At 42.2% G+C, this 25,867-nt stretch carries 15 protein-coding genes, 5 tRNA genes and 2 pseudogenes; 11 read left to right on the top strand and 11 right to left on the bottom strand.

Annotation, left to right across the window (positions count from 1 at the left end; all coding sequences use genetic code 11):
- Positions 1 to 46: 46 nt before the first annotated feature.
- The 4 genes from FTT71_RS03075 to FTT71_RS03060 all read left to right on the top strand — a co-directional run bounded on the left by FTT71_RS03075 (position 47) and on the right by FTT71_RS03060 (position 5,090).
- Entirely contained in the window at positions 47 to 1,117 is a 1,071-nt protein-coding gene (locus FTT71_RS03075; protein ID WP_096902176.1) for a microcin C ABC transporter permease YejB, read from the top strand.
- Positions 1,117 to 2,127, top strand: a complete 1,011-nt coding sequence (locus FTT71_RS03070) for an ABC transporter permease (protein WP_179988923.1) — start codon at positions 1,117 to 1,119, stop codon at positions 2,125 to 2,127. Before FTT71_RS03075 ends, FTT71_RS03070 begins: the two co-directional genes overlap by 1 nt.
- Positions 2,105 to 3,703, top strand: coding sequence for an ABC transporter ATP-binding protein (locus FTT71_RS03065; protein WP_179996132.1), 1,599 nt, complete (start codon positions 2,105 to 2,107; stop codon positions 3,701 to 3,703). Before FTT71_RS03070 ends, FTT71_RS03065 begins: the two co-directional genes overlap by 23 nt.
- 142 nt (positions 3,704 to 3,845) lie before the next feature.
- Positions 3,846 to 5,090, top strand: coding sequence for an NADH:flavin oxidoreductase/NADH oxidase family protein (locus FTT71_RS03060; RefSeq protein WP_180160697.1), 1,245 nt, complete (start codon positions 3,846 to 3,848; stop codon positions 5,088 to 5,090).
- 156 nt (positions 5,091 to 5,246) lie between these two features.
- Here the strand turns inward: FTT71_RS03060 and FTT71_RS03055 are convergent.
- From FTT71_RS03055 to pyrC, 8 genes are all read right to left on the bottom strand, one after another.
- A tRNA-Glu gene (locus FTT71_RS03055) sits at positions 5,247 to 5,322 on the bottom strand.
- A 56-nt stretch (positions 5,323 to 5,378) separates the two neighbouring features.
- Positions 5,379 to 5,454, bottom strand: a tRNA-Glu gene (locus FTT71_RS03050).
- Positions 5,455 to 5,479: 25 nt separating this feature from the next.
- A tRNA-Glu gene (locus FTT71_RS03045) sits at positions 5,480 to 5,555 on the bottom strand.
- A 288-nt stretch (positions 5,556 to 5,843) separates the two neighbouring features.
- Entirely contained in the window at positions 5,844 to 7,262 is a 1,419-nt protein-coding gene (locus FTT71_RS03040; RefSeq protein WP_026438458.1) for an amino acid permease, read from the bottom strand.
- A 110-nt stretch (positions 7,263 to 7,372) separates the two neighbouring features.
- Positions 7,373 to 7,448: transfer RNA gene (locus tag FTT71_RS03035), tRNA-Glu, on the bottom strand.
- Positions 7,449 to 7,597: 149 nt separating this feature from the next.
- Positions 7,598 to 7,756, bottom strand: a complete 159-nt coding sequence (locus tag FTT71_RS03030; protein WP_004972674.1) for a hypothetical protein — start codon at positions 7,754 to 7,756, stop codon at positions 7,598 to 7,600.
- 215 nt (positions 7,757 to 7,971) lie between these two features.
- Positions 7,972 to 8,634 carry a ribonuclease T gene (gene rnt / locus FTT71_RS03025; protein ID WP_131261730.1) on the bottom strand — a complete coding sequence of 221 codons (663 nt, stop codon included), beginning with the start codon at positions 8,632 to 8,634 and terminating at the stop codon, positions 7,972 to 7,974.
- Entirely contained in the window at positions 8,619 to 9,653 is a 1,035-nt protein-coding gene (gene pyrC / locus FTT71_RS03020; protein ID WP_004972678.1) for a dihydroorotase, read from the bottom strand. Before pyrC ends, rnt begins: the two co-directional genes overlap by 16 nt.
- Positions 9,654 to 9,850: 197 nt before the next feature.
- Between pyrC and FTT71_RS03015 the strand changes: the two genes are divergently transcribed.
- On the top strand, positions 9,851 to 11,110 hold the full coding sequence (locus FTT71_RS03015; RefSeq protein WP_096902183.1) for a GGDEF domain-containing protein: 1,260 nt from the start codon (positions 9,851 to 9,853) through the stop codon (positions 11,108 to 11,110).
- Positions 11,111 to 11,226: 116 nt separating this feature from the next.
- Here FTT71_RS03015 and argG read toward each other — a convergent pair whose 3' ends face one another.
- Positions 11,227 to 12,570, bottom strand: coding sequence for an argininosuccinate synthase (argG, locus tag FTT71_RS03010; protein WP_004972682.1), 1,344 nt, complete (start codon positions 12,568 to 12,570; stop codon positions 11,227 to 11,229).
- Positions 12,571 to 13,181: 611 nt separating this feature from the next.
- Between argG and FTT71_RS03005 the strand changes: the two genes are divergently transcribed.
- Both FTT71_RS03005 and FTT71_RS03000 read left to right on the top strand, forming a co-directional pair.
- A complete protein-coding gene (locus tag FTT71_RS03005) occupies positions 13,182 to 15,215 on the top strand; it encodes an NADPH-dependent 2,4-dienoyl-CoA reductase (RefSeq protein WP_004972684.1) in 2,034 nt (677 codons plus the stop codon).
- Between the two features lie 129 nt (positions 15,216 to 15,344).
- Positions 15,345 to 15,434 (top strand) — tRNA-Ser (locus FTT71_RS03000).
- Between the two features lie 727 nt (positions 15,435 to 16,161).
- Here the strand turns inward: FTT71_RS03000 and FTT71_RS02995 are convergent.
- Positions 16,162 to 16,815 (bottom strand): annotated as a pseudogene (locus tag FTT71_RS02995) (IS66-like element ISAba25 family transposase); the annotation flags it as partial.
- A 101-nt stretch (positions 16,816 to 16,916) separates the two neighbouring features.
- Here FTT71_RS02995 and FTT71_RS02985 point away from each other — a divergent pair.
- From FTT71_RS02985 to purL, 4 genes and pseudogenes are all read left to right on the top strand, one after another.
- Positions 16,917 to 19,736: pseudogene (locus tag FTT71_RS02985) on the top strand (ImcF-related family protein); the annotation flags it as partial.
- 37 nt (positions 19,737 to 19,773) lie between these two features.
- Positions 19,774 to 20,733, top strand: coding sequence for a type VI secretion system-associated protein TagF (gene tagF, locus FTT71_RS02980; protein ID WP_179994234.1), 960 nt, complete (start codon positions 19,774 to 19,776; stop codon positions 20,731 to 20,733).
- A 2-nt stretch (positions 20,734 to 20,735) separates the two neighbouring features.
- The gene (locus FTT71_RS02975) at positions 20,736 to 21,503 is read left to right on the top strand and encodes an OmpA family protein (protein WP_180008701.1); all 768 of its coding nucleotides are present in this window, start codon (positions 20,736 to 20,738) and stop codon (positions 21,501 to 21,503) included.
- Between the two features lie 331 nt (positions 21,504 to 21,834).
- A complete protein-coding gene (purL, locus tag FTT71_RS02970; RefSeq protein ID WP_180160696.1) occupies positions 21,835 to 25,671 on the top strand; it encodes a phosphoribosylformylglycinamidine synthase in 3,837 nt (1,278 codons plus the stop codon).
- Positions 25,672 to 25,697: 26 nt separating this feature from the next.
- On the opposite strand, the gene FTT71_RS13295 is transcribed toward purL, so the two are convergent.
- Entirely contained in the window at positions 25,698 to 25,829 is a 132-nt protein-coding gene (locus tag FTT71_RS13295; RefSeq protein WP_256732322.1) for a hypothetical protein, read from the bottom strand.
- Positions 25,830 to 25,867: the final 38 nt, after the last annotated feature.

The raw sequence follows: 25,867 nt of genomic DNA, 5'->3' as shown, positions 1-25,867 counted from the left end.
ATGACAGTGTTTGCGATAAACCAGAACATTGCCAAAAGGTAAGTACATGGGCACATACATACTCAAAAGATTGCTCCTGATTATTCCAACCTTGTTTTTCATTTTATTGATTAACTTTGTGGTGATTCAAATTGCACCGGGCGGTCCAGTCGAACAGGCGATTCAGCAAGCCGAAGCCTTTCAGGGCATGGGGGCGACAGGCGGTGAAACTGCTGCAACCTCCAATAGCAGCAATTATCAAGGTGCTAAAGGTTTAAGTGATGAAATGGTTGCAAAAATCGAAGCGCAATATGGATTCGATAAACCTGCACATGAACGCTTTTGGCAAATGCTCACCAGCTATGTGCAGTTCGATTTTGGCACCAGCTTTTTTAAAGATAAACCTGTGACCCAATTGTTATGGGAAAAATTACCTGTATCGCTATCTTTAGGTTTATGGAGCACCTTGCTGATTTATTTAATTTCTATTCCTTTAGGCATTAAAAAAGCCCGTCAGCATGGCTTGTTGTTTGATAAAGCCACTTCTATTTTGTTGGCAGTCGGTTATGCCATTCCTGCGTTTGCCTTTGCTATTTTGCTGATTGTATTTTTTGCGGGTGGTTCATATTTTCAGTGGTTCCCCTTACAGGGTTTGGTGTCTGAGAACTTTGCACAATTAAGTCTGTGGGGAAAAATTACCGATTATTTTTGGCACATAACTTTGCCTTTATTGGCGATGGTGATTGGTGGTTTTGCAGGGCTGACTTATCTCACCAAATACTCGTTTATGGAAGAATTAAACAAGCAGTATGTGTTGGCGGCACGTTCTAAAGGTCTAACCGAATCGCGTGTGTTATATGGGCATGTGTTTCGTAATGCCATGCTAATTGTAATTGCAGGTTTGCCCGAAGCGTTGGTGGGTATTTTCTTTGTCGGGAACTTGTTCATCGAAATTATTTTTAATTTGGATGGATTAGGCCTGCTTGGTTTTGAGGCGATTGTACAGCGTGATTATCCTGTAATTTTTGGCACTTTGTTTATTTTTACCTTATTGGGCTTAATTCTACGCTTAATCAGCGATGTGTTATATCAGGTGATTGACCCACGTATTAGTTTTGAATCGCGAGGGGCAAAATAATGTCACCGATCATGCAGGCGCGTGTGCAGCGTTTTAAACAGAATAAATTGGGTTTGGGTTGTTTCATTGTCTTTATCATTATTTTTGTGTTGTCTTTGGCGGCAGAACTGATTGCCAATGATAAACCGTTATTGGTCAAATATGAGCAATCTTTATATCTGCCAGTGTTCAAGGCTTATCCTGAAACGACCTTTGGCGGTGTATTTGAAACCGAAGCAGATTATAAAGACCCAGTGGTGCAACAACTGATTGCAGACCGAGGATGGGCAGTTTGGCCGCTCATTGAGTTTTCTTACCAGACCCCGAATTTAGATTTGGCCGTTCCTGTACCTTCTGCACCAACTGCACAAAATTGGCTAGGTACAGATGACCAAGGGCGCGATGTGTTGGCGCGAATTTTATATGGCTTGCGTGTATCGTTGTTATTTGGCTTTGCATTGACTTTTGCATCGGCAGCTTTGGGCATTTTGGTCGGGGCAATTCAGGGCTACTATGGCGGCTGGGTCGATTTAATTGGTCAGCGCGTTTTAGAGGTGTGGGGCGGTTTACCGATGCTGTTCATGGTGATGATTTTGGTCAGCATGTTTACCCCAAGTGTGTATTGGCTATTTGTGATTATGCTGTTATTTGGCTGGACGACACTGGTCGGCTTGGTTCGAGCAGAATTTTTACGCGCCCGAAATTTTGACTATGTCCGTGCAGCGCGAAGTTTAGGCGTAACCGATCGTACCATTATGTTTCGGCATATTTTACCCAATGCCATGAGTTCGAGTTTGTCGCAGTTGCCATTTATGCTAACCGCCAATATTACAGCTTTAACCGCACTGGATTTTTTAGGTTACGGCTTATCGCCCGATGCAGCATCTTTAGGGGAGTTGTTGTTACAAGGTAAAAATAATTTAAATGCACCGTGGTTGGCATTGTCAGGCTTTTTTACCTTAGCAATTGTGCTGTCCTTGTTAATTTATATTGGGGAGGCGACCCGTGATGCATTCGATCCAAGACGTTAATTCTTCAACTGCATCACAGCCTGCAGTATTGCTAACAGTCAGTCATCTGCGTATTCAGCAGCAACAGGTTTTATTGCACGATTTAAACTTTGAGCTGCATGCAGGCGAAACCATTGCTTTGGTTGGTGAAAGTGGTTCTGGAAAATCTATTAGTAGTTTGGCATTGCTGGGTTTATTGCCCGAACATTTACAGGTGCAAGGTCAGGCAGTCTTTGCAGAACAAGATTTACTTCGCCTTAAACCGCAACAATTGCGACAAGTTCGTGGTCAAAAAATTGCCATGATTTTTCAGGAACCAATGACGGCTTTAAATCCGTTGCATCGAGTGGAAAAAATTATTGGTGAAAGTTTATTACTCCAAGGTTGGAGCAAAGAAAAAACGCGTGCCCGGGTGCTGCAATTACTTGCAGATGTCGGCATTCCACAGCCTGAAGAAAAACTAAAGCGTTATCCACATGAATTATCTGGGGGGCAACGTCAGCGAGTGATGATCGCAATGGCGTTGGCACTCGATCCCGATATTTTAATTGCTGATGAACCAACTACGGCTTTAGATGTGACTTTGCAGGCGCAGATTTTGGATTTATTAAAAAGCCTGCAAGTGCGTCGTAATATGGCCATGATTTTGATCAGCCACGATTTGAATTTAGTCAAACACTATGCAGATCGGGTAATTGTAATGAATCAGGGGCGGGTCGAAGAACAGGGCAGTGTGGCAGATATTTTTAATAGACCGCAGCAAGCCTATACCCAAAACTTGTTGAATCATGATTTTGGTGAAGCTTTGCAGGTTGATGAGTTGCCGACCATTTTGGAGTTGGAGCAGGTTGCTGTGAAATTCCCGATTAAACAAGGCTTGCTGAATCGGGTTAAAGATTATGTGGTTGCGGTTGAGCCGTTAAGCTTGCAACTTCCGCAAGGTCAATCTATTGGTATTGTCGGTGAAAGTGGTTCGGGTAAAAGTTCATTGGCACTTGCAATTGCACGATTGATTGAAAGTGAGGGAAAAATTGAACTACTTGGGCAAGATCTGAATCAACTGAATGAACGCCAATTGCGTCCCTTACGTCAGCAGTTTCAAATTGTATTTCAAGACCCGTTTAGCAGCTTAAATCCACGTTTAAATGTGGAGCAAACCATTGGTGAGGGTTTGGCATTGCAACAATTGTCCAAGCCTGAAATCATCCAGCGCATTGATGAAGCTCTAAGCAAAGTGGAATTGCCTGTGAGTTTTAAACAACGCTATCCGCATGAATTGTCGGGTGGGCAACGTCAACGGATTGCATTAGCACGCGCGTTGGTGCTGCGTCCTAAACTGTTAATTATGGATGAGCCGACTTCTGCCTTAGACCGTACCACGCAACGTGCTGTCGTGCAGCTGTTACGCCGTTTGCAGCAGCAAGAACAGATGAGCTATTTGTTTATTAGCCACGATTTGCAAGTGGTGAAAGCACTGTGTCAAAAAGTGTTGGTGCTGCATCAAGCGAAAGTCATGGAATTTCAAGATACTGTACAGTTATTTAGCCATCCGCAAACAGAATATACCCGTCAATTGATTGCTGCCAGTGAGTATTAAACCTTCAATATTTTTAAACAGCTATTTCGGCTGGCTGACTTGTTTTACCATTTTGACAATAAGATTTGTCAAAATGGCATTGACCTGTTCCGAAAAATCTTTAGAGTAAAAAAGACCAATAAAACACAATACGGAACAGTGTATGAGCCATCTTGCCGAAACAATTCAGATTCGTAATACCATGTTTAAAAATCGCATCATTAAAGGCGCGATGAGTGAGGCGCTTGCCAACACGGCAGGGCAGCCGAATAGCCTGCATTTAGGTCTATATGAAGCATGGGCAAAAGGTGGTTTGGGCTGTGCCATCACTGGCAACGTAATGGTCGATTTACGTGCCAAAAATGAACCGGGTGTTGTGGGAATTGAATCAGACCGAGATATAGAAAAGCTCAAACAGTGGGCAGAAGTTGGTAAACGTTATGGCATGGTGCAATTGGTACAGTTGTCACATCCTGGGCGGCAATGTCCGAAAGGTTTGAATAAAGAAACGGTTGCACCTTCGGCTGTGCCTTTTAGTCCAAGTTTAGCTTTGAGTTTTGGTACACCACGTGAACTACATGAAGATGAAATCCTCGATATTATTCAGCGTTTTGCCAAAGCTGCACAGATTTGTGAGCAAGCGGGCTTTGAAGGGATTCAACTGCATGGTGCGCATGGCTATTTGATCAGCCAGTTTTTATCGCCACTGACCAATAAACGCCAAGACCAATGGGGCGGCAATATTGAAAACCGTATGCGCTTTTTGATGCAAATTTATCAAGCGGTACGTGCAGCGACCTCAGACAATTTTATTGTATCAGTCAAACTAAACTCTGCAGATTTTCAACGTGGCGGCATCACTGAAGAAGAAGTGATTAGCGTGTTTAAAGCCATGGATGAAGCAGGTATAGATATGATTGAAATTTCAGGTGGTACTTATGAAGCACCCGCGATGGCAGGCTCTAAAGCTGATAAACGTAAACCAAGTACCATTGCCCGTGAAGCCTATTTTTTATCTTTTGCGGAATTGATTCGCAGTCAGGTGAAATGCCACTTAATGGTGACAGGTGGTTTTAGAACGGTAGTTGCCAAGAATGCTGCTTTGGACAGTGGTGCATGTGACTTTATTGGGATCGCCCGACCATTTGCGGTAGAAACCGATTTAGCCAACCGTTTGTTGGCGGGTCAAGATGTACGTTACGGGGTCGATAAAATTAAAACTGGTATCCCGATGATTGATAAAATGGCAATTATGGAAATTATTTGGTATGCCGCGCAGTTCAAAGCAATTGCACAAGGCAAGCGTCCAAACCCGAAACTCTCGCCTTTAAAAGTCTTTTTCAAATATTTAAAAGGCAATTTAACTGCGGTGATTAAAGGACAGGTCAACTCACGTAAATCAGCTTGATTCGTATTTTTCAAACCTCAGTGGACGGATTCAAAGCTTAAACTATGGTTTTTGAATCAGTCCGCACAGATTGAAATATAAAACTAATGCGTTAGATAGCAAAAAGCCCAAGTCATATTGATTGGGCTTTTTGTTGAGATGTAAACATCTCGAATATGGCGTCCCTACGGGGATTCGAACCCCGGTTACCGCCGTGAAAGGGCGATGTCCTAGGCCTCTAGACGATAGGGACAAATAGAAGTTTATATTTTTAAACCATGTAACAACCAATGCAGTTGTTGAGAATATTGGCGTCCCTACGGGGATTCGAACCCCGGTTACCGCCGTGAAAGGGCGATGTCCTAGGCCTCTAGACGATAGGGACTTAAAAAAATATCTACTTCTGAAATTGGCGTCCCTACGGGGATTCGAACCCCGGTTACCGCCGTGAAAGGGCGATGTCCTAGGCCTCTAGACGATAGGGACGTTTCAGAGGTGGGCGTATAATAGGGCGTATAAGGGGGGGTGTCAAACGCTTTTCTGCAATAATTCTGAAAAAAATGTTCAACTGAATAAAATTAAAACTATTCTGCTGTCGTGATACGTTTGAAGCGGTAAAAATCATGCTTTTCAAGTTATTTTTAAATGGACACATTTATTAGAGCAGCATGATTTTCTTTGTATTTTGCAGTATTCATTGCTAATCAACACAACTCAAAAAACAAGGCAATCCGAAGATCGCCCCTATTGTTTTACATCATCGCTAAAAAAGCATTATGATTTTTTGTGATAAATCATGTAATAACTGAGATAGCACAACACAATAAAAATCATACAGCCAATAAAACCTGCCAGCATTTCAGGGTCAAACACCATACTTAAGCAAGTAATAAAACAGAACACAAAACCTAAAATAGGCACTATTGGAAATAGCGGTGCAGCAAAACCTAAGTCCTGCACGGTTTTACCTTGTTTATACCATTGGCGACGGAAGTTAAACTGGCTTAAACAAATGCTCATCCAGACCACGACCATGGTAAATGCAGCCACACCCAAGAGGTTTTTAAAGATGGTTTCAGGCGCAAATTGTTCAGACAATAAACCTGGCATTGCACCGAGCATGGTGACCATGACTGCAATATAAGGAATACCACGCGCATTCACCTTAGAAAAAATCTGTGGTAATTGCTTTTGGTGTGAGAGCGACCACATCATTCGTGAAGCTGCAAATAAACCTGAGTTCGCTGCAGAGAGTAACGCTGTGATAATCACAAAACGAATAATATCTTCCGCATAAGGAATACCAATCTGATTAAACACCGTTACAAAAGGACTGCTGCTTACACCTTCTGCAGCCAAACCTGCAGCCTGATGTGGTAGCAAGGCACTAATCACCACAATGGTACCTACAAAGAAAATCAACAGACGGAAAATTGCGGTATTGATTGCTTTAGGCACGTTTTTGGCAGGGTCTTTGGTTTCACCTGCGGCAACACCAATCAACTCTGTACCTGAAAAGGCGAAATTAACAATTAACATGGTGGCAAAAATAGGGAATAGCCCTTCAGGAAACCAACCTTGTGCGGTTAAATTGCTAAATAAAGGTGCAGAGGTATAACCTTGATAAGACACAGCACCTAAAATTGCCATTAAACCCAAAACGATAAAGGCAATGACAGTCACGACTTTGACCAAAGATAGCCAAAACTCAGATTCTGCAAACAAGCGCGTGGAAATCATATTCAAACCAAATACAACGCCACCAAAAATCAGTGTCCAAATCCACATGGAAATATGCGGGAACCATTCCTGCATTAGCAACGCAGCGGCGGTAAATTCTGTGCCTAAAGTGACCGACCACGTGAGCCAATATAACCAAGTGATGGTATAGCCCGTGCCAGGTCCAATATATTGTTTGGCGTATGCCCCAAATGAACCTGAAACAGGCATGTGTACGGCAAGCTCGCCCAAACACAGCATCACCATATAGGCAATTAAACCACCAAAAATATAAGCGATGATGGCGCCAACGGGGCCTGTTTGTGCAATGACTTCACCTGAGCCTAAGAATAGACCTGTGCCAATAGCACCGCCCAGTGAAATCATAACCAAATGTCGAGTGCTCATCGCACGTTTTAAAGGCATAGTATTGCCTTGATGCACAGCATCATTTTGATGATTCGATGACGGCATAAGTGATAGGAGAAAAAATGAAATGAAGCGAAGTATTGTAGAGAAAAACTACAAATCTGCAATCTTGAAATAATAAATTTGGATTAGAAATGATCGTATAGCACGATAAATGGCGTCCCTACGGGGATTCGAACCCCGGTTACCGCCGTGAAAGGGCGATGTCCTAGGCCTCTAGACGATAGGGACGTTGCGAGGTGATGCGTATATTATGAATTTTTAGCGACAGTGTCAAACCTGAATCTAAAAAAACTGCCGCACTATTTGTTATTTGCTTAAAAAATAATACATCTTTAAAAATAAATCAGTGCATGTAAATTTGAATACGGTGCATCATTTTAATGATCAGGGGTTTGATATTGCTTTTCAGTGGTTGTTGTTTGTGTGGCTGCGGGTTGAGTGCTTGGTTTAGGTTGAGCAGGCTCACGATTCACAATATAAAGATACAACGCAGAAGGCGCGAGAATGACCAAAACCAAGACAATTTTTTTCAACATGGCAGAATCAATAACACAAATTGGAATATTGCCATTATAACCAAAGCCAGCTCAAAAGACTGCATGCATAAAAGCTGATTCGCAGTAAAAATCATTTTGATGCTCAGTCTTGTGGTTGAAAAGCACGAATCAAAACCACAACACTAAAAAGAAAACAGGACGACAAACGCAGTCTGTCATCCTGTAAACATCTCAATGTTCGAGTACAAATCGTATTATTGATCTGGGTTGAGTAAGTTCTCTACCATGTGCGGCGCAAGTTTATTTAGAATAAAACAAAACAGCTCTGCAGTTTTTTGCGTATCGTATAAAGCTGAATGAGCTTCTTTGCCATCAAACTCAATACCTGCCTGAATGCATGATTTTGCCAGCACCGTTTGACCAAACATCACCGCACTTAAAGTCACTGTATCAAACACTGAAAAGCTGTGGAATGGGTTTTGGTTTTTCGTGCCTGTGCGGGCAATGGCTGCTTGTACAAAGCCTAAATCGAAATGCGCATTGTGACCGACCAAAATGGCATGGGTACAATTCTGTTGGCGACGCACTTCATTGACTGATTTGAAAATCCGTTTTAATGCGGTTTTTTCATCTTCAGCCATAGCCATACGCATAGGGTTGAAAGGATCAATCCCAATAAAGTCCAACGAACGACGGTCTAAATTTGCCCCTTCAAACGGGTTGATATGCGCATGATACGCTTCACCTGGTACAAATTTGCCATCCGCATCATAAATAATTGGAATGGCAGCAATTTCCAACAAAGCATCGGTTTGGGCATTAAAGCCTGCGGTTTCCACATCAACCACCACAGGCAAAAAACCACGAAAACGTTGCCCCATCACGGGCAAAGTTGTATCTGTCACACTTTTCTCCATTGAATGGTTTTACCCGCATATAACGGAATAATTTGTTCACCATCCAAGTAGTCTAAACTGGTTGGAATGATTTGCTCTTCTTTCACCAAAGTAATGGTGTTGGTATTACGCGGCAAACCATAAAAATCTGCACCAAAGAAGCTTGCAAAGCCTTCTAAGCGGTCAATACGTCCAACTTGATCAAAAGCTTGTGCATAAAGCTCAATTGCCGTAGGCGCACTATAGCAGCCTGCACAGCCACATGCATTTTCTTTGGCATTTTTTGAGTGCGGTGCGCTATCTGTCCCTAAGAAAAATTTAGGATTTCCGCTAGTTGCGACTTCTAATAAGGTTTGTTGATGGGTTTGACGCTTTAAAATAGGCAAACAATAGAAATGCGGTTTTACGCCACCTACTAACATATCATTACGGTTAAATAATAAATGTTGTGGGGTAATGGTTGCTGCGACATTACGGCCTTGTTCTAAAACAAATTGCGCTGCTTCAGAGGTCGTAATGTGTTCAAGCACCAATTTTAAGTTTGGAAATTGTTGTAATAATGGTGAAAGCACTTCATCTAAGAAACGTTTTTCACGGTCAAAAATATCGACATGATTGTGCGTGACTTCGCCGTGCAGTAATAATGGCACTTGTTGTTCTTCAAGTTGCTCAATCACCGCATATACTTTACGAATGTCGCTCACCCCATTGTCTGAATTGGTGGTCGCGCCAGCAGGGTAAAGTTTAATGGCATTCACATGCGCAGAGGCTTTAATTTTCTTGACTTCTTCGGGAGAGGTTTGATCGGTAAAATACAACACCATACGCGGATCAAAATTTACACCTTCAGGGACGTGTGCCATGATGCGTTCACGATACGCTTCCGCTTCTTCTACCGTTTTTACTGGTGGAACAAGGTTAGGCATACAAATTGCGCGTGAAAATTGCTTGGCAAGATCGGGAACAGTACGTTGTAGTGCTAAACCATCACGTAAATGAGCATGCCAGTCATCTGGCTGGATAAGAGTAATCGTATTCAAGGCGCTGCCAGTCTGAAAAATAAAACAGATGATAATCTATAAATGTTAAAATGGTAACGTCGAAAGCCATAAAAAATAGAAATGCCTGAATTAATTGTTTCGACATTGTGTTATTTTTAAACCACTAAAAAAATTATATTCAGGTTGTTACAGTTTTGCTGTGCAACAATCGTGATTAAATGGAATTTAAAGCATCCATGGAATACAAATATAAGTTAGCCAAGCTACAGTACGACAAAGAAAAAAATGAAGAGTTGATTAAACGTCAACGTAAACGTGCGGGGCAGGTTTTTCCGAAACAACTGGAAGTTGAGTTTTGGCAACAGCATCTTGAACAAGCTCGGCACAACATTAACCAATATTTTTGGTCGGGCGTACTCATCTACTTTATTATCACCGTGCTGATGATTACTGGGGATTATTGGATTATTGATCGTAATTTTTTTAAACACGATTTTATCCACTCTTTACTAGGCTTGGTCAATGGCGCGTTTTGCTTACTGACCCTGTTCTTTTTTGCCCATTATAAAATTTTGCGCCCGTATTATGCCTATGCCGCCATGGCTATGATTTTTTGGGCCATTGTGTCGATGACCTGGCTGACCATGACGGTGCATACCGAAGTGTTTAGACACCAAGCCATGATGATCATCAGCATGATTTATATTATGGGTTTTGTACTGACGGGGGTGAAGCCGTTTCACATGCTGCTGACTGGGTTAATGGCGGCTGTGGTTGCCATGATTATGCTATTAACCTTGTATATTCCAATTGATGTGATGGTGATGGGGCGGGTGTTGGTTGGCAGTACGGTAGTGGGTTTTTTAATCAGTAAAATGCTGTGTACCCGTGAGCGGATGATTTTTTTGGTCATGCACCAAGCCCGACTTAGTGAAAAAATTAACCGTATTCATGCTGAAGAATTGTTGCATTTAAGTCAGCATGACGCGCTGACTAAAGTATCCAACAGACGTACTTTTGATGAAATGCTGGACAGCTATTTCGAACAGGCACGGCATGATGAAGTGCCATTGTCTTTACTCTTTATCGATGTCGATTTTTTTAAAAAATATAACGATCATTATGGGCATCAAAAGGGAGATGAAGTCATTTCAGCGATTGCCAAATCCATTAAAGACTCAATTCGTCACATGGATTTTGTTGCGCGTTATGGTGGTGAAGAATTTGTGGTGTTATTGCCAGAAACCGATGCGCATGGTGCGTATGCTGTGGCTTCCAATATTTTTAAAGCGGTTGAGCGTTTAGCGATTCCACATAGTCAATCTTTGGTTGACAGTAATGTCACCATCAGTTTGGGCTTTACCGTCTATAAAGGTGAGGCGGACATTTTTAAAAGCGATTTCTTACAACGTGCAGACCAAGCCTTGTACCGTGCGAAACAGTTGGGACGTAATCAAATTTATTACCACACTTTGCAGGTGGAAGAAGTGCTGTAAATTTTTCTATTGCAGCTTTCATTTAGTATGAATTGTTTAGTCCTCATGTTTAAACAAACATAAAAAAGCCGCTCAATTTGAGCGGCTTTCGATTTCACAAAATCATCACCAAGTGATTATTTGTTTTTGTCTTTCAATTGTGGCACTGCAGAACCTGAACCAATCGACAATAAGCCAGAATTGGTATAAAGACCCAATTTAGCGCGTGTATCGGTAATGTCTAGGTTACGCATAGTTAACTGACCAATACGATCCATTGGCGTAAACATTGAATCACCTTTCTCCATAGTTAAACGCTCAGCTTCATAAGTGAGGTTCGGAGATTCAGTGTTCATAATGGTATAGTCATTACCACGACGTAATTCTAAAGTCACTGTACCAGTAATTGCTTTAGCCACCCAACGCTGCGCAGTTTCACGTAACATTAACGCTTGAGAATCGAACCAACGACCTTGATACAATAAACGACCTAAACGTAAACCGTTAATGCGGTATTGTTCAATAGTATCTTCGTTGTGAATACCCGTAACCAAACGCTCATAAGCAATGTGCAATAACGCCATGCCTGGTGCTTCATAAATACCGCGAGATTTTGCTTCAATAATACGGTTTTCGATTTGGTCAGACATCCCCAAACCATGACGACCACCAATACGGTTCGCTTCAAGAATCAACTCAACAGGGTTTTCAAAACGCTGACCGTTTAATGCAACTGGCATACCTTCTTCAAAGGTAACCGACACTTCTTCGGCTTTAACTTCAACGTCATCTTTCCAGAACGCCACGCCCATGATTGGATCAACGATTTTGATGCCAGCATCTAGGTACTCAAGGTCTTTCGCTTCGTGTGTTGCACCTAGCATGTTTGAGTCAGTTGAATAAGCTTTTTCTTTTGACATTTTATAGTCAAAACCATTGTCGATAAGGAATTGTGACATTTCCGCACGACCGCCTAATTCATCAATAAAGGTTTGGTCTAACCACGGCTTATAAATTTTAAGCGCAGGATTAGTCAATAAACCATAACGATAGAAACGCTCAATATCGTTACCTTTATAGGTTGAACCATCACCCCAGATGTTTACGTCATCTTCTTTCATGGCAGTCACTAGCATTGTACCTGTTACTGCACGACCAAGCGGGGTGGTGTTAAAGTAAGGTATACCGCCTGTGCTGATATGGAATGCACCACATTGGATGGCAGCAATACCTTCCAAAGCCAACTGCATACGGCAGTCAACCAAGACTGCTTTTACCGCACCGTATTCTTCGGCTTTCTTTGGAATGGCATCATAGTCATCTTCATCTGGCTGACCCAAGTTTGCGGTATACGCATATGGTTCAGCGCCTTTTTGCTTCATCCACAATAAAGCAGCTGAAGTATCTAGACCACCAGAAAAGGCGATACCGACTTTTTTGCCTACTGGTACATTCTGCAAGATAGTTGCATTATCAGTCATTGCTAGTCCTAACTTTTTTAAAATAGGCACCACATTTGGTGGCCAAGGAGAATTCTAAACTGCAAATTATAGCACTCTTTAAAATGCTTGTTTTCGTTAAAAAAGCGCATTTGATAAAAAAATCAGGTTCAGGCTTAAATTTTCATTTAGAAATGGCAAACTTGGTATAGATGTTGAAGATCAAAACCTGCAATTGGGATGGTGCAGAATAAAATCACTTTTACTTTTGGGCGGTTTTATATCAAGTTTATATCAAGAATAGTTAGGGTCTATTGCCAAGTTTCATAACGCAATCTGAGAAAGTTTTAGCCACATGAGCAAGAACAAAGCACTGCTTTGTTTGCTGCGCAAGGGGACAAGCATATTTTTTGCTGCTATTGCGTTATGAGTCAGTCATTTAGAATGATTAAATTTCCTGCCTCATGCCTTATATCAGCTAAAAAACCTTGCGAGATATATCTCTCACGTCGCAAACATAGAAGAAGTGTCAACAGACCCTATAAATTGACGTTTGCGCCACACAGTCGAACTTTAGAGTCATAAACAGTTTATAAAAATCGGTTAAAGTATTCATGCAACAAGTTGCAAAGCTCATTATATAAGGACTCATCATGACAACTCGCTATGCAAATATTCTAAAACCATTACATTTAGGATTTACCACCATTAAAAACCGTGTCGTGATGGGTTCAATGCACACGGGTTTGGAAGATCGTTTTTATAATTATCCAAAACTGGCTGCTTATTTTGGCGAACGTGCCAAAGGTGGCGTGGGTTTAATTATTACAGGTGGTATTTCACCTAACCGTCAAGGCTGGTTATTGCCTGCGGGCGGTACTATGAATACATTGGGCGATGTTGCACCACATCGATTAGTGACACATGCCGTACATAAGCATGGTGCGAAAATTTTAATGCAAATTCTGCATTCAGGACGCTATGGTTATCAACCATTTGTGGTGTCTGCAAGTCCGATTAAATCTCCAATTTCACCATTTAAACCACGTAAAATGAGTGAAAGACAAATTTTAAATACCATTGAAGATTATGCGAAAACAGCTAGTTTAGCCAAAATGGCAGGCTACGATGGTGTCGAAATTATGGGTTCGGAAGGCTATTTACTGAATCAGTTTTTAAGCCGTCATGTGAATCAGCGTGAAGACCAATGGGGCGGTACGATTGAAAACCGTATGCGTTTTGCTTTAGAAGTAGTCAAAGCCATTCGCGCCGAAGTGGGTGAAAAATTTATTATCTGCTTCCGCTTGTCGATGCTGGATTTAGTCCACGATGGCAATACCATGCACGAAGTGATTACCGTTGCCAAAGCCTTAGAGCATGCGGGTGTGAACTTGCTCAATACAGGGATTGGCTGGCATGAAGCGCGCATTCCAACCATCGTGACTTCTGTGCCACGCGCAGCTTTTGTTGATTACACCGCAGAAGTGAAAAAACACGTTGAGATTCCTGTAATTGCATCCAACCGTATTAATATGCCTGATACTGCAGAAGAAATATTGGCAGCGGGTAAAGCTGATATGATTCAAATGGCACGACCATTGTTGGCAGATGCGTTTTGGGTCAATAAAACTGCGACCAATCGTGTCAATGAAATTAACACCTGTATTGCCTGTAACCAAGCGTGTTTAGATCATACCTTTAAAAATCAGCGTGCGACTTGTTTGGTCAATCCGCGTGCAGCCTATGAAACTGAATTGGTCTATGAAAAAACCAAGCAACCGAAGCGTATTGCAGTTGTCGGTGGTGGTGTTGCGGGAATGTCTGCTGCTACAGTTGCTGCTAGTCGTGGGCACCATGTGACTTTATTTGAAGCCAGCAACGAAGTGGGCGGTCAATTCAACTTGGCAAAAGTCGTGCCGGGCAAAGAAGAATTTCACGAAACCATTCGCTACTTTAAAGTGCAAATTGAAAAAACTGGGGTCGATTTGCGTTTAAATACCAAAGTCAACCGCGAGCAACTCGAACGTGAAGGTTTTGATGAAGTGGTCATTGCAACAGGTGTAGTACCACGTGCTTTAAAAATTGAAGGCAGCGATGCACCGCAAGTATTGTCTTATGCAGAAGTATTACGTGGTGCACCTGTTGGACAAAAAGTCGCTGTGATTGGTGCAGGCGGTATCGGTTTTGATGTGTCGGAGTTTTTACTGAAACCTGAACATCAGCCACAACCGCAGCCTTTGGCAGATTGGCAGCGTGAGTGGGGAGTCGATCCGAATCCTAACTATGTGACTGAAGGTGGTATGCTTGCTCCAGAAGTTCATCCCCCAGTCCGTGAAATTTATTTATTGCAACGTAAGACGACAGCTTTAGGTGCAGGTTTGGGTAAAACTTCAGGATGGGTACATCGTGCACAGTTGAAAAAACATGCGGTGCGTATGCTACGTGGTGTGCAATATAAAGCCATCAGCAATGAAGGCTTGTGGATTGAAATGGCAGGTCAAGACCAATTGTTACGTGTAGATAGCATTGTAGTCTGTGCAGGGCAGGAGTCGGTTAAAGATTTAATGCCTGCGGCAGATGAAAATACTTTGGCTAACTATCATATTATTGGTGGTGCAAAGCTTGCTGCAGAGTTAGATGCAAAACGTGCGATTCGTGAAGGGGCTGAATTGGCTGCTAAACTTTAAAAAGTGAGGTGGCTATGCTGTTGTTTTGATGAACTTTAGCGCTGATTTGGTGAAACAATATTCACTTGAGTGCTTGAGTGGTATTTTTTACTTGTCATCAAATCAAAAGCTTCGTATCATGGCCCACATGGAAGCGTGGCAGAGCGGTTTAATGCACCGGTCTTGAAAACCGACGAGGGCGCGAGTCCTCCGTGAGTTCGAATCTCACCGCTTCCGCCAAATATCAATGACTTAGCCCTGACATATTCAGGGCTTTGTTGTTTCTAGGGTTATGCAACGTAAGCCTGTAGTAAGCAAAAAATATTTAATTTTGAAATACTAATTATCAAATTGCTTGAATTGTTTCTAATATATAAGATGTGCTTATCTTCAGAACAACAATTTAGAAGTTAAGTTATGGACATTTTTGAGTTTGTTAGTAGTTACAAGAATCACCCAGTTTTATTTGTGGGTACTGGTCTAAGTCTTCGATATTTAAATAACTCTTTTAATTGGGAAGGGCTTTTGAAGTATGTAGCTATTGATCTCTATGGCACCGATGAAAAATTTTATGATATGAAGAACAAGGTGCATAAGACCCATGATGGCATACGCGCCAACTTAAGGCTTAAATTGTTGAAATATATTATAATTATCGCTTGAAAAATAAAAAAGGTGGTTGTATTTATTAATGCGCTAACACAAAACACAACTACCGTGGCGTATCATGATTCATTTTCAACAGTTATTACAAGTACTTCCTTCAAATATTGAACAAATGGCGATCAATTGTAATGCTTTTCAACGGGCTAGAAAAATTAAATGTAAGCGTCCGCTGAACCCCATGCCTATTTTTTAATTTGAGTTGGATTTCCAGCGATGTGGCAGTAATTCTTCTATTTGGGTCGCTTTATGCGTCGGCAGCCTTTTCAGTACAGTAAGCATCCGCTGAACCCCATAGCTTTTTTTAATTCGATTCAGGTTTCCAGCGGTGCGGCAGCAATTCTTCAATTTGGGTCACTTTATGTGTCGGCAGCCTTTTCAGCACATCACTTAAATAGGCATACGGATCCAAGCCATTCAGCTTTGCTGACTGGATTAAAGTCATGATATTCGCCGCTCGCTGACCACTGCGCAGCGAACCTGCAAACAGCCAGTTCTTGCGCCCCAACGCCCAGGGACGCATCTGATTCTCTACCCAATTGTTGCATATCGGTAGATTGCCATCATCCAGATAACGGCTTAAGGCTGGCCAACGCTTCAGAGTGTAATTGATGGCCTTGGCGGTGGGAGAACTCGATGGCACCGTCAGATGATGTTGGTTGAGCCATTCATATAGTTGTTGCATCACCGGTTGGCTATGCTGTTGTCGGTATTCGCGGCGGTCTTCCGCTGTACCATCCGTCTTTTTCCTGAGTTCTGCTTCTATGACATACAGTTTCTGAATCAGCACTAATGCCTGTTCAGCGACCTGACTTTTCCCGGTCACATGCAGTTCATGGAATTTACGACGTGCATGGGCCATGCAGCCCACCTCAATGACCTGGCCTGATTTGAAGCGTGCTTTATAACCACTGTAATCATCACAGACTAGATAGCCCTGCCAGCCTTTCAAGAACTCTGTCAACGGCAATTTAAAACTGACCCCTTTGATCTCGTATTAAGTTTCAACCTGTGGCTGAATCCCTATTCTTTTTTTATCCTTCAAACGATAACTCTCACCCGATGGAATTTAAAACCTTAAAGCCAGCATTAAAAAGTTTTATTGGTACTTTATTTGAAGATAATCCGTATCAATTCCAACCTGTTTTTCGAGGTTTTTATTTTACCAGTGCTTTACAGGAATGCAGCATCGAAAGCCCGATGACAGAAAGTATTGCACAAGAATTTCAACTGCAGCAGCTTGCAAGCCCTTTTCAGGACGAAGAAAAAAGTTCGATTGCCCCAAATCATGGTTATTTTTTACAAGGTTTGTTTTCCAATGTGATTTTGCGTGATCAACATTTGGTGAAACAACATATTAATCCTGCGAAAAAACGTCAGCGATATATGGCGTTTACTGCTGCATTACTTGGTGTTGGATTGTTGCTCAGTGTTTGGGTGTGGTCATATCGTCATAACCAACAACTCATTGCCGATGTTCAGGCAGACTTAGATCAAGTTATACGACTGGAAAAAACTTTTGGACAGGTTTTATCCACACAACTCGAAAGCTTATTAATTTTACAAGCACGTCTGCAACAGTTGGATGGGTTTTCCGAACAACGTCCACTTAAGTTCAGTTTTGGCTTATATCAGGGCAAGAAGTTACGCGAACAGCTCAAAGTTGAATATCTAAAAGGAGTTCAGCAGATTGTATTGTTGCCAACCCAGCAAAATATCGCGCAATACTTACAGCGTGCCCAACAAGATGCGGCAACACTCAAAGCGCATCATATACATGCAAAAACGCAGCAAGTTGCGAAAACTCAACCATATTTAGAGCCTTCCGTGCAAAATCCGCAAGATGCTTATAATGCGTTAAAGGCTTATTTAATGCTGACGAATCCTGAATATCGGGAGAGCAGTCATTTAAGTGATCAGATTTCACGTTTTTGGCGCACTTGGTTGGATGCCCATCGTGGAGAAATGCCACGTACGGACATGATTCAGCAGGCAGAAAAAATCCTGTCTTATGCCATGACACTCGCTCATCAGGACGATTTTCCTGTACTGGAAAGCGATGCACAAATGGTCGATCAAACTCGTCAAGTGCTGTTGTCGGTCATTCAGGGAATGCCTGCACGAGATCGGGTATATAACGAAATAAAAATGCGTGCAGCAGTACGTTTTCCTGCACTTACGGTCAGTCAAATTGTGGGGGAGCAACACAGTCGCATTGTTTTAGGCAGTCATGCTTTGCCTGGTATTTTTACGCAGCAGGCGTGGAATGAATATGTCGAACAAGCCATTGATCAGGTAGCCAATCAGCCAACGGACAGCAAAGATTGGGTGCTCAATAGTCATCAGTCGGATGATCTAACTTTTTCAGGAAGTCCTGAACAAATCCGTAAACAATTGCTGAGCTTGTATCAGCAAGAATATGTGAGTGAATGGAAGAAATTTCTAAATGGCATCCATTATGCAAAAACAGATCAGTTCAATCAGCAAGTGAAACAGCTTGATCTGTTGGGAGAGCCGCAAAACTCGCCAATTCGCAAGTTATTGCAACGTATTGCAGTGGAAACCAATTGGGATAATCCAATTGTGCAAGCTGAACTTGCTGTGCCTGAACAAGGATTTATGGCGTGGTTTAAAGACAAAGTGCTGCGTCAATCTAATGACAAAGCTGCAGCGCAGGCAGCTCTAAAAGCGCAAGGTGCGATTTCTCAAGAATACCAAATGTTTTATCAACTGCTGCGTAAACGTGACGATTTACAGGATCAATCTCTGTTTGATGTGTATATGAACAACCTTGCACAGGTGCGCAGCAAGTTAAATGATCTTCAAACGGCAGGGGAAATTGGACCAAGTGCAATGGCATTGTTCAAACAAACCATCCATGATCAAAACTCGGTCTTTAATACAACGCAAAAATATGTCGATGAAAAAATGATGGTGGGTTTAAAAGAGGCTGACCAACAATTATTACAAAAACTGTTGATGACACCGCTAACTCAATCTTTTGCAAGTTTAATTGTACCGACACAAGATGAAATTAATAAATTATGGCGTATTCAAGCCTATCAACCGTTTGCAACACATTTAGGTCAGAAATATCCATTTCATTCAGGGGGGACTTTACAGGCAACCAGTCAGGAAATGGGACAAATTTTTGGTGAAACAGGAAGTATTGCTGGCTTTGTCAAAGACACTTTAGATCCGTTGTTGATTCGTCGTGGTTATGTCTTAACTTCAAAAACATGGAAAGATTTAGGCTTAAATTTAAATCCTCAGTTTGTGATGGCATTTCCGCAATATGTTGCGCCAATTCATGGTATGGCAACAGGACGTTTAGATCAGCCTGCAACATCTGCTGTTTCAAATCAATCCAATTTCCAATTTTATCCATTACAGCACCCACAATTTTTATCGTATAGCATTGATATTGATGGTCAGCGAATGCAGTTTGAAAATGGAATTCAACAATGGGTCAACTTTGTGTGGCCCAATCCAGGCGCAATTCCCGGCGTGCGTATTAGTGCAGTCGATTTAAACGGTCAGTCGCATACTATTTTTGAAGCACCGGGCGAATATGGCATTAACCGTTTAATTGATGCTGCACAGCGCAAAGAGCAAAACGGTCACTTTGAAATGACTTGGGTCAGTAAAACGGAACCATCTTTATCTTTAAAAGTGAATTTCCGACTCATTAGCGGTCATAGCTCGGGCAATATTGGTTCAAGTCGTGGTTATGTGGGGTTGCAGTTGGTCGATCAAGTCACCACGACCAAAGCACTTCTTGTGGTTGCTGCACAAACGACAGCAATGAGTCCCGCACAAACAGCGGCTACGCAGTCTAAAACTACAATGTCTGCACAAGTGGGAGGCGTTCCGCAATGATCAAGAGAAATAACACTTGGCAAAAGGCGTGGTGGGTATGCAAGCAGTAAAAACCGTACCTTTATATTATGGAAAAATACCTGCCCGTGGTGATTTTATAAAGTCTAAAGGGCAATCGGAACTCATTCAGCAGCTCGATCAGTGGATTAGTAATGCACTGGAACATGCCATGCAGAGCGCAGATTTTAAACAGCGTTATGCAACTTTGCCTGCTTTAGATTTTTTGATTGCCCATCCAGCAGAACCAATGTTTTTAGCTGTTAATTTAAAGGCGAGCCAAGATAGCTCGGGGCGGGCATTTCCAATGCTACTGGGGCAGTTGTTTGAGGTCGAACAGCCGAGTCAAAAGTTATTATTTGTGCCGTTTTTTTACAAAGCTATTTGGACTGATTTATTGCAACGCAATCAGGTCTTAAGCAATATCCGTGATCCCAATATGTCATTTGAACTGTTGAATCAATTGCCGAATAGGGTTCAACTTTTGAGTGCAGAAGAATACCAAGACTTTTATGAAAAACACAGCACGCATTCATTGGCACAATTAATGAAAATCAGTGTCAATGACTTGGCTCAGAGTATGATTGGGTTGGGACTTTTACTGCAACCCGTCCTCAAAAATGGCACTCGTCGTTTAAACAAAGTGATGATTTTACCGCTGAATCATCCGCGATATTGCTTTGAAATCGCAGCATTTTGGATGGGCATGATCGGGCGGTTTTTAGGCGCGCATCATACTGAAATTTTGCTGGGGATACTACATTTTGAGGCACCCATTTTGATCATTGATTTTCAGGGGGCTGATGTCATGACGCTGCGCGATCTATTTATTCAAAATATGCAGGGTGAACATTGGGTTTCTTTAATTCAAGCCACTTGGATTGATGCTTATTTAGAACAAAATGCAGGTCTTGCAACATTGGAACAATTACTTTGTCAGCGGCAGTTAAATCTTAACCAAGCCTTGAAGCTGTTTAGGCAAACTTTTTTAGATAAATAAATATGAAAAATAATCAAAAACGTATTCGCGTAAGTCTACTTATTGGCTTGTGTTTTTTAGTCCAAAGTCATTTGATCTATGCAGCGCCCATTGTTATAGAAGGTGTGGTGCCAAACGAAGCAAGTAAACAAGCCATTTTGGCGAAAATGCAAGCTGTGTATGGTGAATCGCAGGTGTTAGATAAAATTCAAGTCCGTGCAGTTGCTGCACCGAATGGTTGGGATGATTCAGTCACTCGTATGATTACAGCAGAGTTAAAAAAGATTTCTCAAGGGCAGTTACGTGTGAAAGGGACTCAAGTTGATTTGAAAGGAAAAGTGAATGCTGCTCATCAAATTCAAGCCACGACAGCAAATTTTCAGGCTTTGGTACAGCAGCCTTATCGTTTGAACACACAGCTTTCGGGGAGTCAGTATGAACAAAAAATGCTGGATGCTGCGCTCAAAAACAGGATTGTTGAGTTTGAATCGGGCAGTGCAATTTTGACTGACGTAGGGCAAAAAATTCTGGATGAAATGGCTGTGGCATTGAAGCAAGTTGGCACCCAAAAAGTGAAAATTGTTGGACATACAGACAGTTCGGGCGATGCGCATAAAAATATAGTGTTAAGCCAATCACGTGCAGGCGCGGTAAAAAATTATTTGATCGATAAAGGTATTGCGATAACGCATTTAAGCACCGAAGGTCAAGGTTCTAATCAGCCTGTCGCAGACAATACAACGCCACAAGGACGTAAGAAAAATCGACGTATTGAATTTGAGGTGCTTTGATTAGTTGATATTGAGCAAGGCGGAAGTTGAGCGTCATGTCCTGATCTTTAGAGCATCTGTGTGTAAACAGATGGCATAGAAAATAAAAACAGCATCAATCATTCAGTAATTTCCACAGTGAGAGTGCTTTGTGCAATTTAAAGCACGAATCTTGAATACATTGATCTGAAATAGAGGCTTTAAATCAACATTCGGAAGTTTTACTGCCGAAACGCGCCAAGAAAACCATTTTCCATCTAGCTGATTATGGCATTTCACAGTAGAATATGCGCTCTCTTCAAGTCACATTGTGGCATGGTCCAAAAGATCAGCCCGTGGAGCCAAAATCAGCATGTTTATCGTTGCCGGTGCACCTGCACATTCATCTTTTAAGAAAACTCAACTCTTAAACCGTTTAGCGTCAATGAGTTCTGTTCAATCTTTCGATAGCCAATGGGTTTATTTATTTGACCAAGCGCTCGACGAGCAACAACAGCAATCTGCTTTACAGCTTTTAAACGATGGTGCATCTTTTGAATTACGCCAAGCTGCAAGTGATGAAGTTCAAATTTTAGTGACACCACGTGTGGGCACAATTTCTCCTTGGTCATCAAAAGCAACCGATATTTTTGCCAACTGTAATACGCCTGTACACCGCCTAGAACGCGGTGTTTTGTTTACCTTAAAAGGTATTACAGACGTTTCAAACGAAGTAAAACAAGTATTGCATGACCGCATGACCGAAAGTGTGTTTAACCACATTAACGATGCTGCAGCGTTATTTGTTGAAACTGAACCAAAACCTTTAAATAGCATTGATATTTTGGGTGAAGGCAAAGCGGCATTGGTAAAAGCCAACAGTGAGTTTGGTTTTGCCTTGTCTGATGAAGAAATTGATTATTTAACCGAAGCATTTATCAAGTTAGGCCGTAATCCGCATGACATTGAATTGATGATGTTTGCACAAGCCAACTCTGAGCACTGCCGTCACAAAATCTTTGGTTCTGAATGGACAATTGATGGCGAAGTACAGCCATTGTCATTGTTCCAAATGATCAAAAATACTTATAAAGAATCACCAACAGACGTATTGTCGGCTTACAAAGACAACGCTTCGGTGATTGTTGGTTTTGATACGCAGCGTTTCTATCCGAAAAAAGATGCTGCAACAGGTCACTACGTTTATAAATATAAGAGCCAAGCTGCCCACATTCTTATGAAAGTGGAAACACACAACCACCCAACTGCAATTGCACCATTTGCAGGTGCTGCGACAGGTTCGGGTGGTGAAATCCGTGATGAAGGCGCGACAGGTCGTGGTGGTAAACCAAAAGCAGGTTTAACAGGCTTTACAGTATCGAATTTAAATATTCCTGGTTTTGAACAGCCTTGGGAAGAAAACTATGGCAAGCCTTCACGTATGGCATCGCCATTACAAATTATGATTGAAGGCCCATTGGGCGGTGCAGCGTTTAACAACGAATTTGGTCGTCCTGCGTTAAATGGTTACTTCCGTACTTTCGAGCAAAACGTGAATGGTGAAGTAAAAGGCTTCCATAAACCAATCATGATTGCAGGTGGTTACGGCAACATTCGTCCAGACCATGTCGAAAAAGACCCAATTCAGCCAGGCGATTTATTAATCGTTTTAGGCGGCCCTGCGATGTTGATCGGTTTAGGCGGTGGCGCTGCATCTTCTGTAGATAGCGGAACCATGGGTGAAAATCTTGACTTCGCTTCAGTACAACGTGAAAACCCAGAAATGGAACGCCGTTGCCAAGAAGTGATTGATACATGCTGGCGTTTGGAAGATGCTAACCCAGTCGTATCAGTGCATGACGTGGGTGCAGGTGGTATTTCGAACGCAATGCCTGAGTTGGTGAATGATCACGAACTAGGTGCTGTACTTGATTTGCGTAAGATTCCATCTTTAGAACCAGGCATGTCACCAATGGAAATTTGGTCAAACGAAGCGCAAGAGCGTTATGTATTGGCCATCCGTCCAAGTTCTTTAGAATTATTTGAATCAATCTGTGCGCGTGAGCGTTGTCCGTTTGCAGTATTGGGTGAAGCGACAGAAGCGCGTCATTTAACGGTTGAAGATCCACTGTTCAATAACAAAGCTGTAGATATGCCAATGCAGGTCTTGTTAGGTGGTACGCCACGCATGAGCCGTTCTTATGAAAGCATTGAGCGTCAAGGTGATGATTTTGATGCAGCTCAAGTTACTGATCTGAAAGATGCGATTTACCGTGTCATCAAGAATCCAACTGTTGCTTCTAAATCATTCCTAATCACGATTGGTGACCGTTCAATTACAGGTATGGTTGCACGTGATCAGTTGGTTGGCCCATGGCAGGTGCCTGTTGCAGATGCAGCAGTAACCACTACCAGCTTGCAAGGCTTTACAGGTGAAGCAATGGCGATGGGTGAACGTCCACCTGTAGCTTTATTAAACCCTGCAGCATCTGCGCGTTTGGCAGTGGCAGAATCTATTTCCAATATCATGTCAGCCAAAATTGACCAGATCAGCGACATTAAATTATCTGCAAACTGGATGGCAGCAGCAGGTCAAAAAGGCGAAGACCAAGCTTTGTTTGAAGGTGTAAAAGCCATTGGTATGGAAATGTGTCCTGCGCTAGGAATTGCAATTCCAGTAGGTAAAGACTCATTGTCTATGCGTACCACTTGGAATGACGAAGGTGTTGATAAATCTGTAACTTCACCAATGTCAGGTGTAATTACTGCATTTGCACCAGTGACCGATGTACGTAAAACACTAACCCCTGAATTGAAAAATACCGATTCAGTATTGGTACGTATTGACTTGTCTAAAGGTCAGTTCCGTTTAGGCGGTTCAATTTTAGCGCAAGTGTATAAAGCTATTGGTTCAGTAACACCAGATGTCGATAACTTTGACGAATTCAAAGCATTCTTTGCTTTGGTACAAGACTGGAATAACCGTGGCTTGATTCAAGCTTATCACGACATTGGTGATGGTGGTTTATTGGCAACTGTAACAGAAATGATGTTCGCTTCACGTTTAGGTGTGGCGTTAGAAGATCAATCTGTTGCGGCATTGTTTGCTGAAGAAATTGGTGCAGTACTACAAATCTCTAAAGCAGACTGGGCTAACTTAGCTGCTGAAGTTGCTGCATCTACTTTGAAAGATGCGATTTCGGTAGTCGGTACAGTTAATAGCACAGACCAACTTGCTGTAAATGGCTTGGTGCTTGAACGTGCCGATTTGCAAGCGGCTTGGAGTGAAGTATCACACCAAATCCAGCGTTTACGTGACAACTCAGAAACTGCTGATCAAGAATTTGCTTTGATCACAGACAAAAACCACAAAGGCTTAATTGCTCAACCGACATTTGACTTAAATGAGCCAGTTGAAGCGCCATACATCAACACACGTCGTCCTAACATGGTGATTTTACGTGAACAAGGCGTAAACGGTCATGTAGAAATGGCGGCAGCATTTGACAAAGTCGGCTTTAACACCGTTGACGTACACATGAGTGACTTGCTTGCAGGGCGTGTCGATTTAGACGACTTTGAAGGCTTAGTGGCGTGTGGTGGTTTCTCTTACGGTGACGTATTAGGTGCTGGCGGTGGCTGGGCGAAGTCAGTCTTGTTCAACCCGAAATTACGCGACCAGTTTGAGAAATTCTTTAACCGTCAAGAAACGTTCTCACTGGGTATCTGTAACGGTTGTCAAATGTTGTCACAATTAGCACCACTCATTCCAGGTGCAGAAGCGTGGCCACGTTTCCATCGCAATACTTCAGAAGTGTTTGAAGCGCGTAGCGTTAACGTCCGTGTGGAAAAATCAAACTCTGTATTATTGCAAGATATGGAAGGCTCGATTTTACCAATCGCAGTGGCACATGGTGAAGGTCGCGTCGTTGCACCAGAAGCTAATTTGGCAGCCTTGAACGCAGGCAACCAAGTGATTTTACGTTATGTCGATAGCCACGGAAATGCGACTCAACATTATCCAATGAACCCGAATGGTTCGCCAGAAGGTATTTCAGGCGTAACTTCAAAAGATGGTCGTGCAACAATTATGATGCCGCACCCTGAACGTAATTTCCGTGCGCTTCAACATTCTTGGAAACCTGAAGAATGGACTGAAGATGGTGCATGGTTACGTATGTTCCGCAATGCGCGTAAATTTATTGGTTAAGATTTAACTCGCTTAATCTATAGCAGTCAGCCACCTTCGGGTGGCTGATTTTTTTGCTGTGAATATGCAACTTTTATATAGACGTGCATGTTTCCACCTAAATGAATCGTCGGCTTGCTGTTCAACAATTCTGCATTAATCTCAACAATCATAGTCATCCTAGACAACTCAAGCTATCATAAACAAGCAAACACAC

The sequence above is a fragment of the Acinetobacter sp. YH01004 genome (genome assembly GCF_013420455.1).
Lineage (GTDB): Bacteria > Pseudomonadota > Gammaproteobacteria > Pseudomonadales > Moraxellaceae > Acinetobacter > Acinetobacter towneri.
This window is presented reverse-complemented; position numbering and strand designations above follow the sequence as displayed.

What these genes read in the sequence shown, in the direction of transcription:
- FTT71_RS03075 (WP_096902176.1), top strand. Translation starts at nt 47, where the DNA reads ATGGGCACATACATACTCAAAAGATTGCTCCTGATTATTCCAACCTTG.
- FTT71_RS03070 (WP_179988923.1), top strand. Translation starts at nt 1,117, where the DNA reads ATGTCACCGATCATGCAGGCGCGTGTGCAGCGTTTTAAACAGAATAAA.
- FTT71_RS03065 (WP_179996132.1), top strand. Translation starts at nt 2,105, where the DNA reads ATGCATTCGATCCAAGACGTTAATTCTTCAACTGCATCACAGCCTGCA.
- FTT71_RS03060 (WP_180160697.1), top strand. Translation starts at nt 3,846, where the DNA reads ATGAGCCATCTTGCCGAAACAATTCAGATTCGTAATACCATGTTTAAA.
- FTT71_RS03040 (WP_026438458.1), bottom strand. Translation starts at nt 7,262, where the DNA reads ATGCCGTCATCGAATCATCAAAATGATGCTGTGCATCAAGGCAATACT.
- FTT71_RS03030 (WP_004972674.1), bottom strand. Translation starts at nt 7,756, where the DNA reads ATGTTGAAAAAAATTGTCTTGGTTTTGGTCATTCTCGCGCCTTCTGCG.
- rnt (WP_131261730.1), bottom strand. Translation starts at nt 8,634, where the DNA reads ATGGAGAAAAGTGTGACAGATACAACTTTGCCCGTGATGGGGCAACGT.
- FTT71_RS03015 (WP_096902183.1), top strand. Translation starts at nt 9,851, where the DNA reads ATGGAATACAAATATAAGTTAGCCAAGCTACAGTACGACAAAGAAAAA.
- argG (WP_004972682.1), bottom strand. Translation starts at nt 12,570, where the DNA reads ATGACTGATAATGCAACTATCTTGCAGAATGTACCAGTAGGCAAAAAA.
- FTT71_RS03005 (WP_004972684.1), top strand. Translation starts at nt 13,182, where the DNA reads ATGACAACTCGCTATGCAAATATTCTAAAACCATTACATTTAGGATTT.
- tagF (WP_179994234.1), top strand. Translation starts at nt 19,774, where the DNA reads ATGCAAGCAGTAAAAACCGTACCTTTATATTATGGAAAAATACCTGCC.
- FTT71_RS02975 (WP_180008701.1), top strand. Translation starts at nt 20,736, where the DNA reads ATGAAAAATAATCAAAAACGTATTCGCGTAAGTCTACTTATTGGCTTG.
- purL (WP_180160696.1), top strand. Translation starts at nt 21,835, where the DNA reads ATGTTTATCGTTGCCGGTGCACCTGCACATTCATCTTTTAAGAAAACT.
- FTT71_RS13295 (WP_256732322.1), bottom strand. Translation starts at nt 25,829, where the DNA reads ATGACTATGATTGTTGAGATTAATGCAGAATTGTTGAACAGCAAGCCG.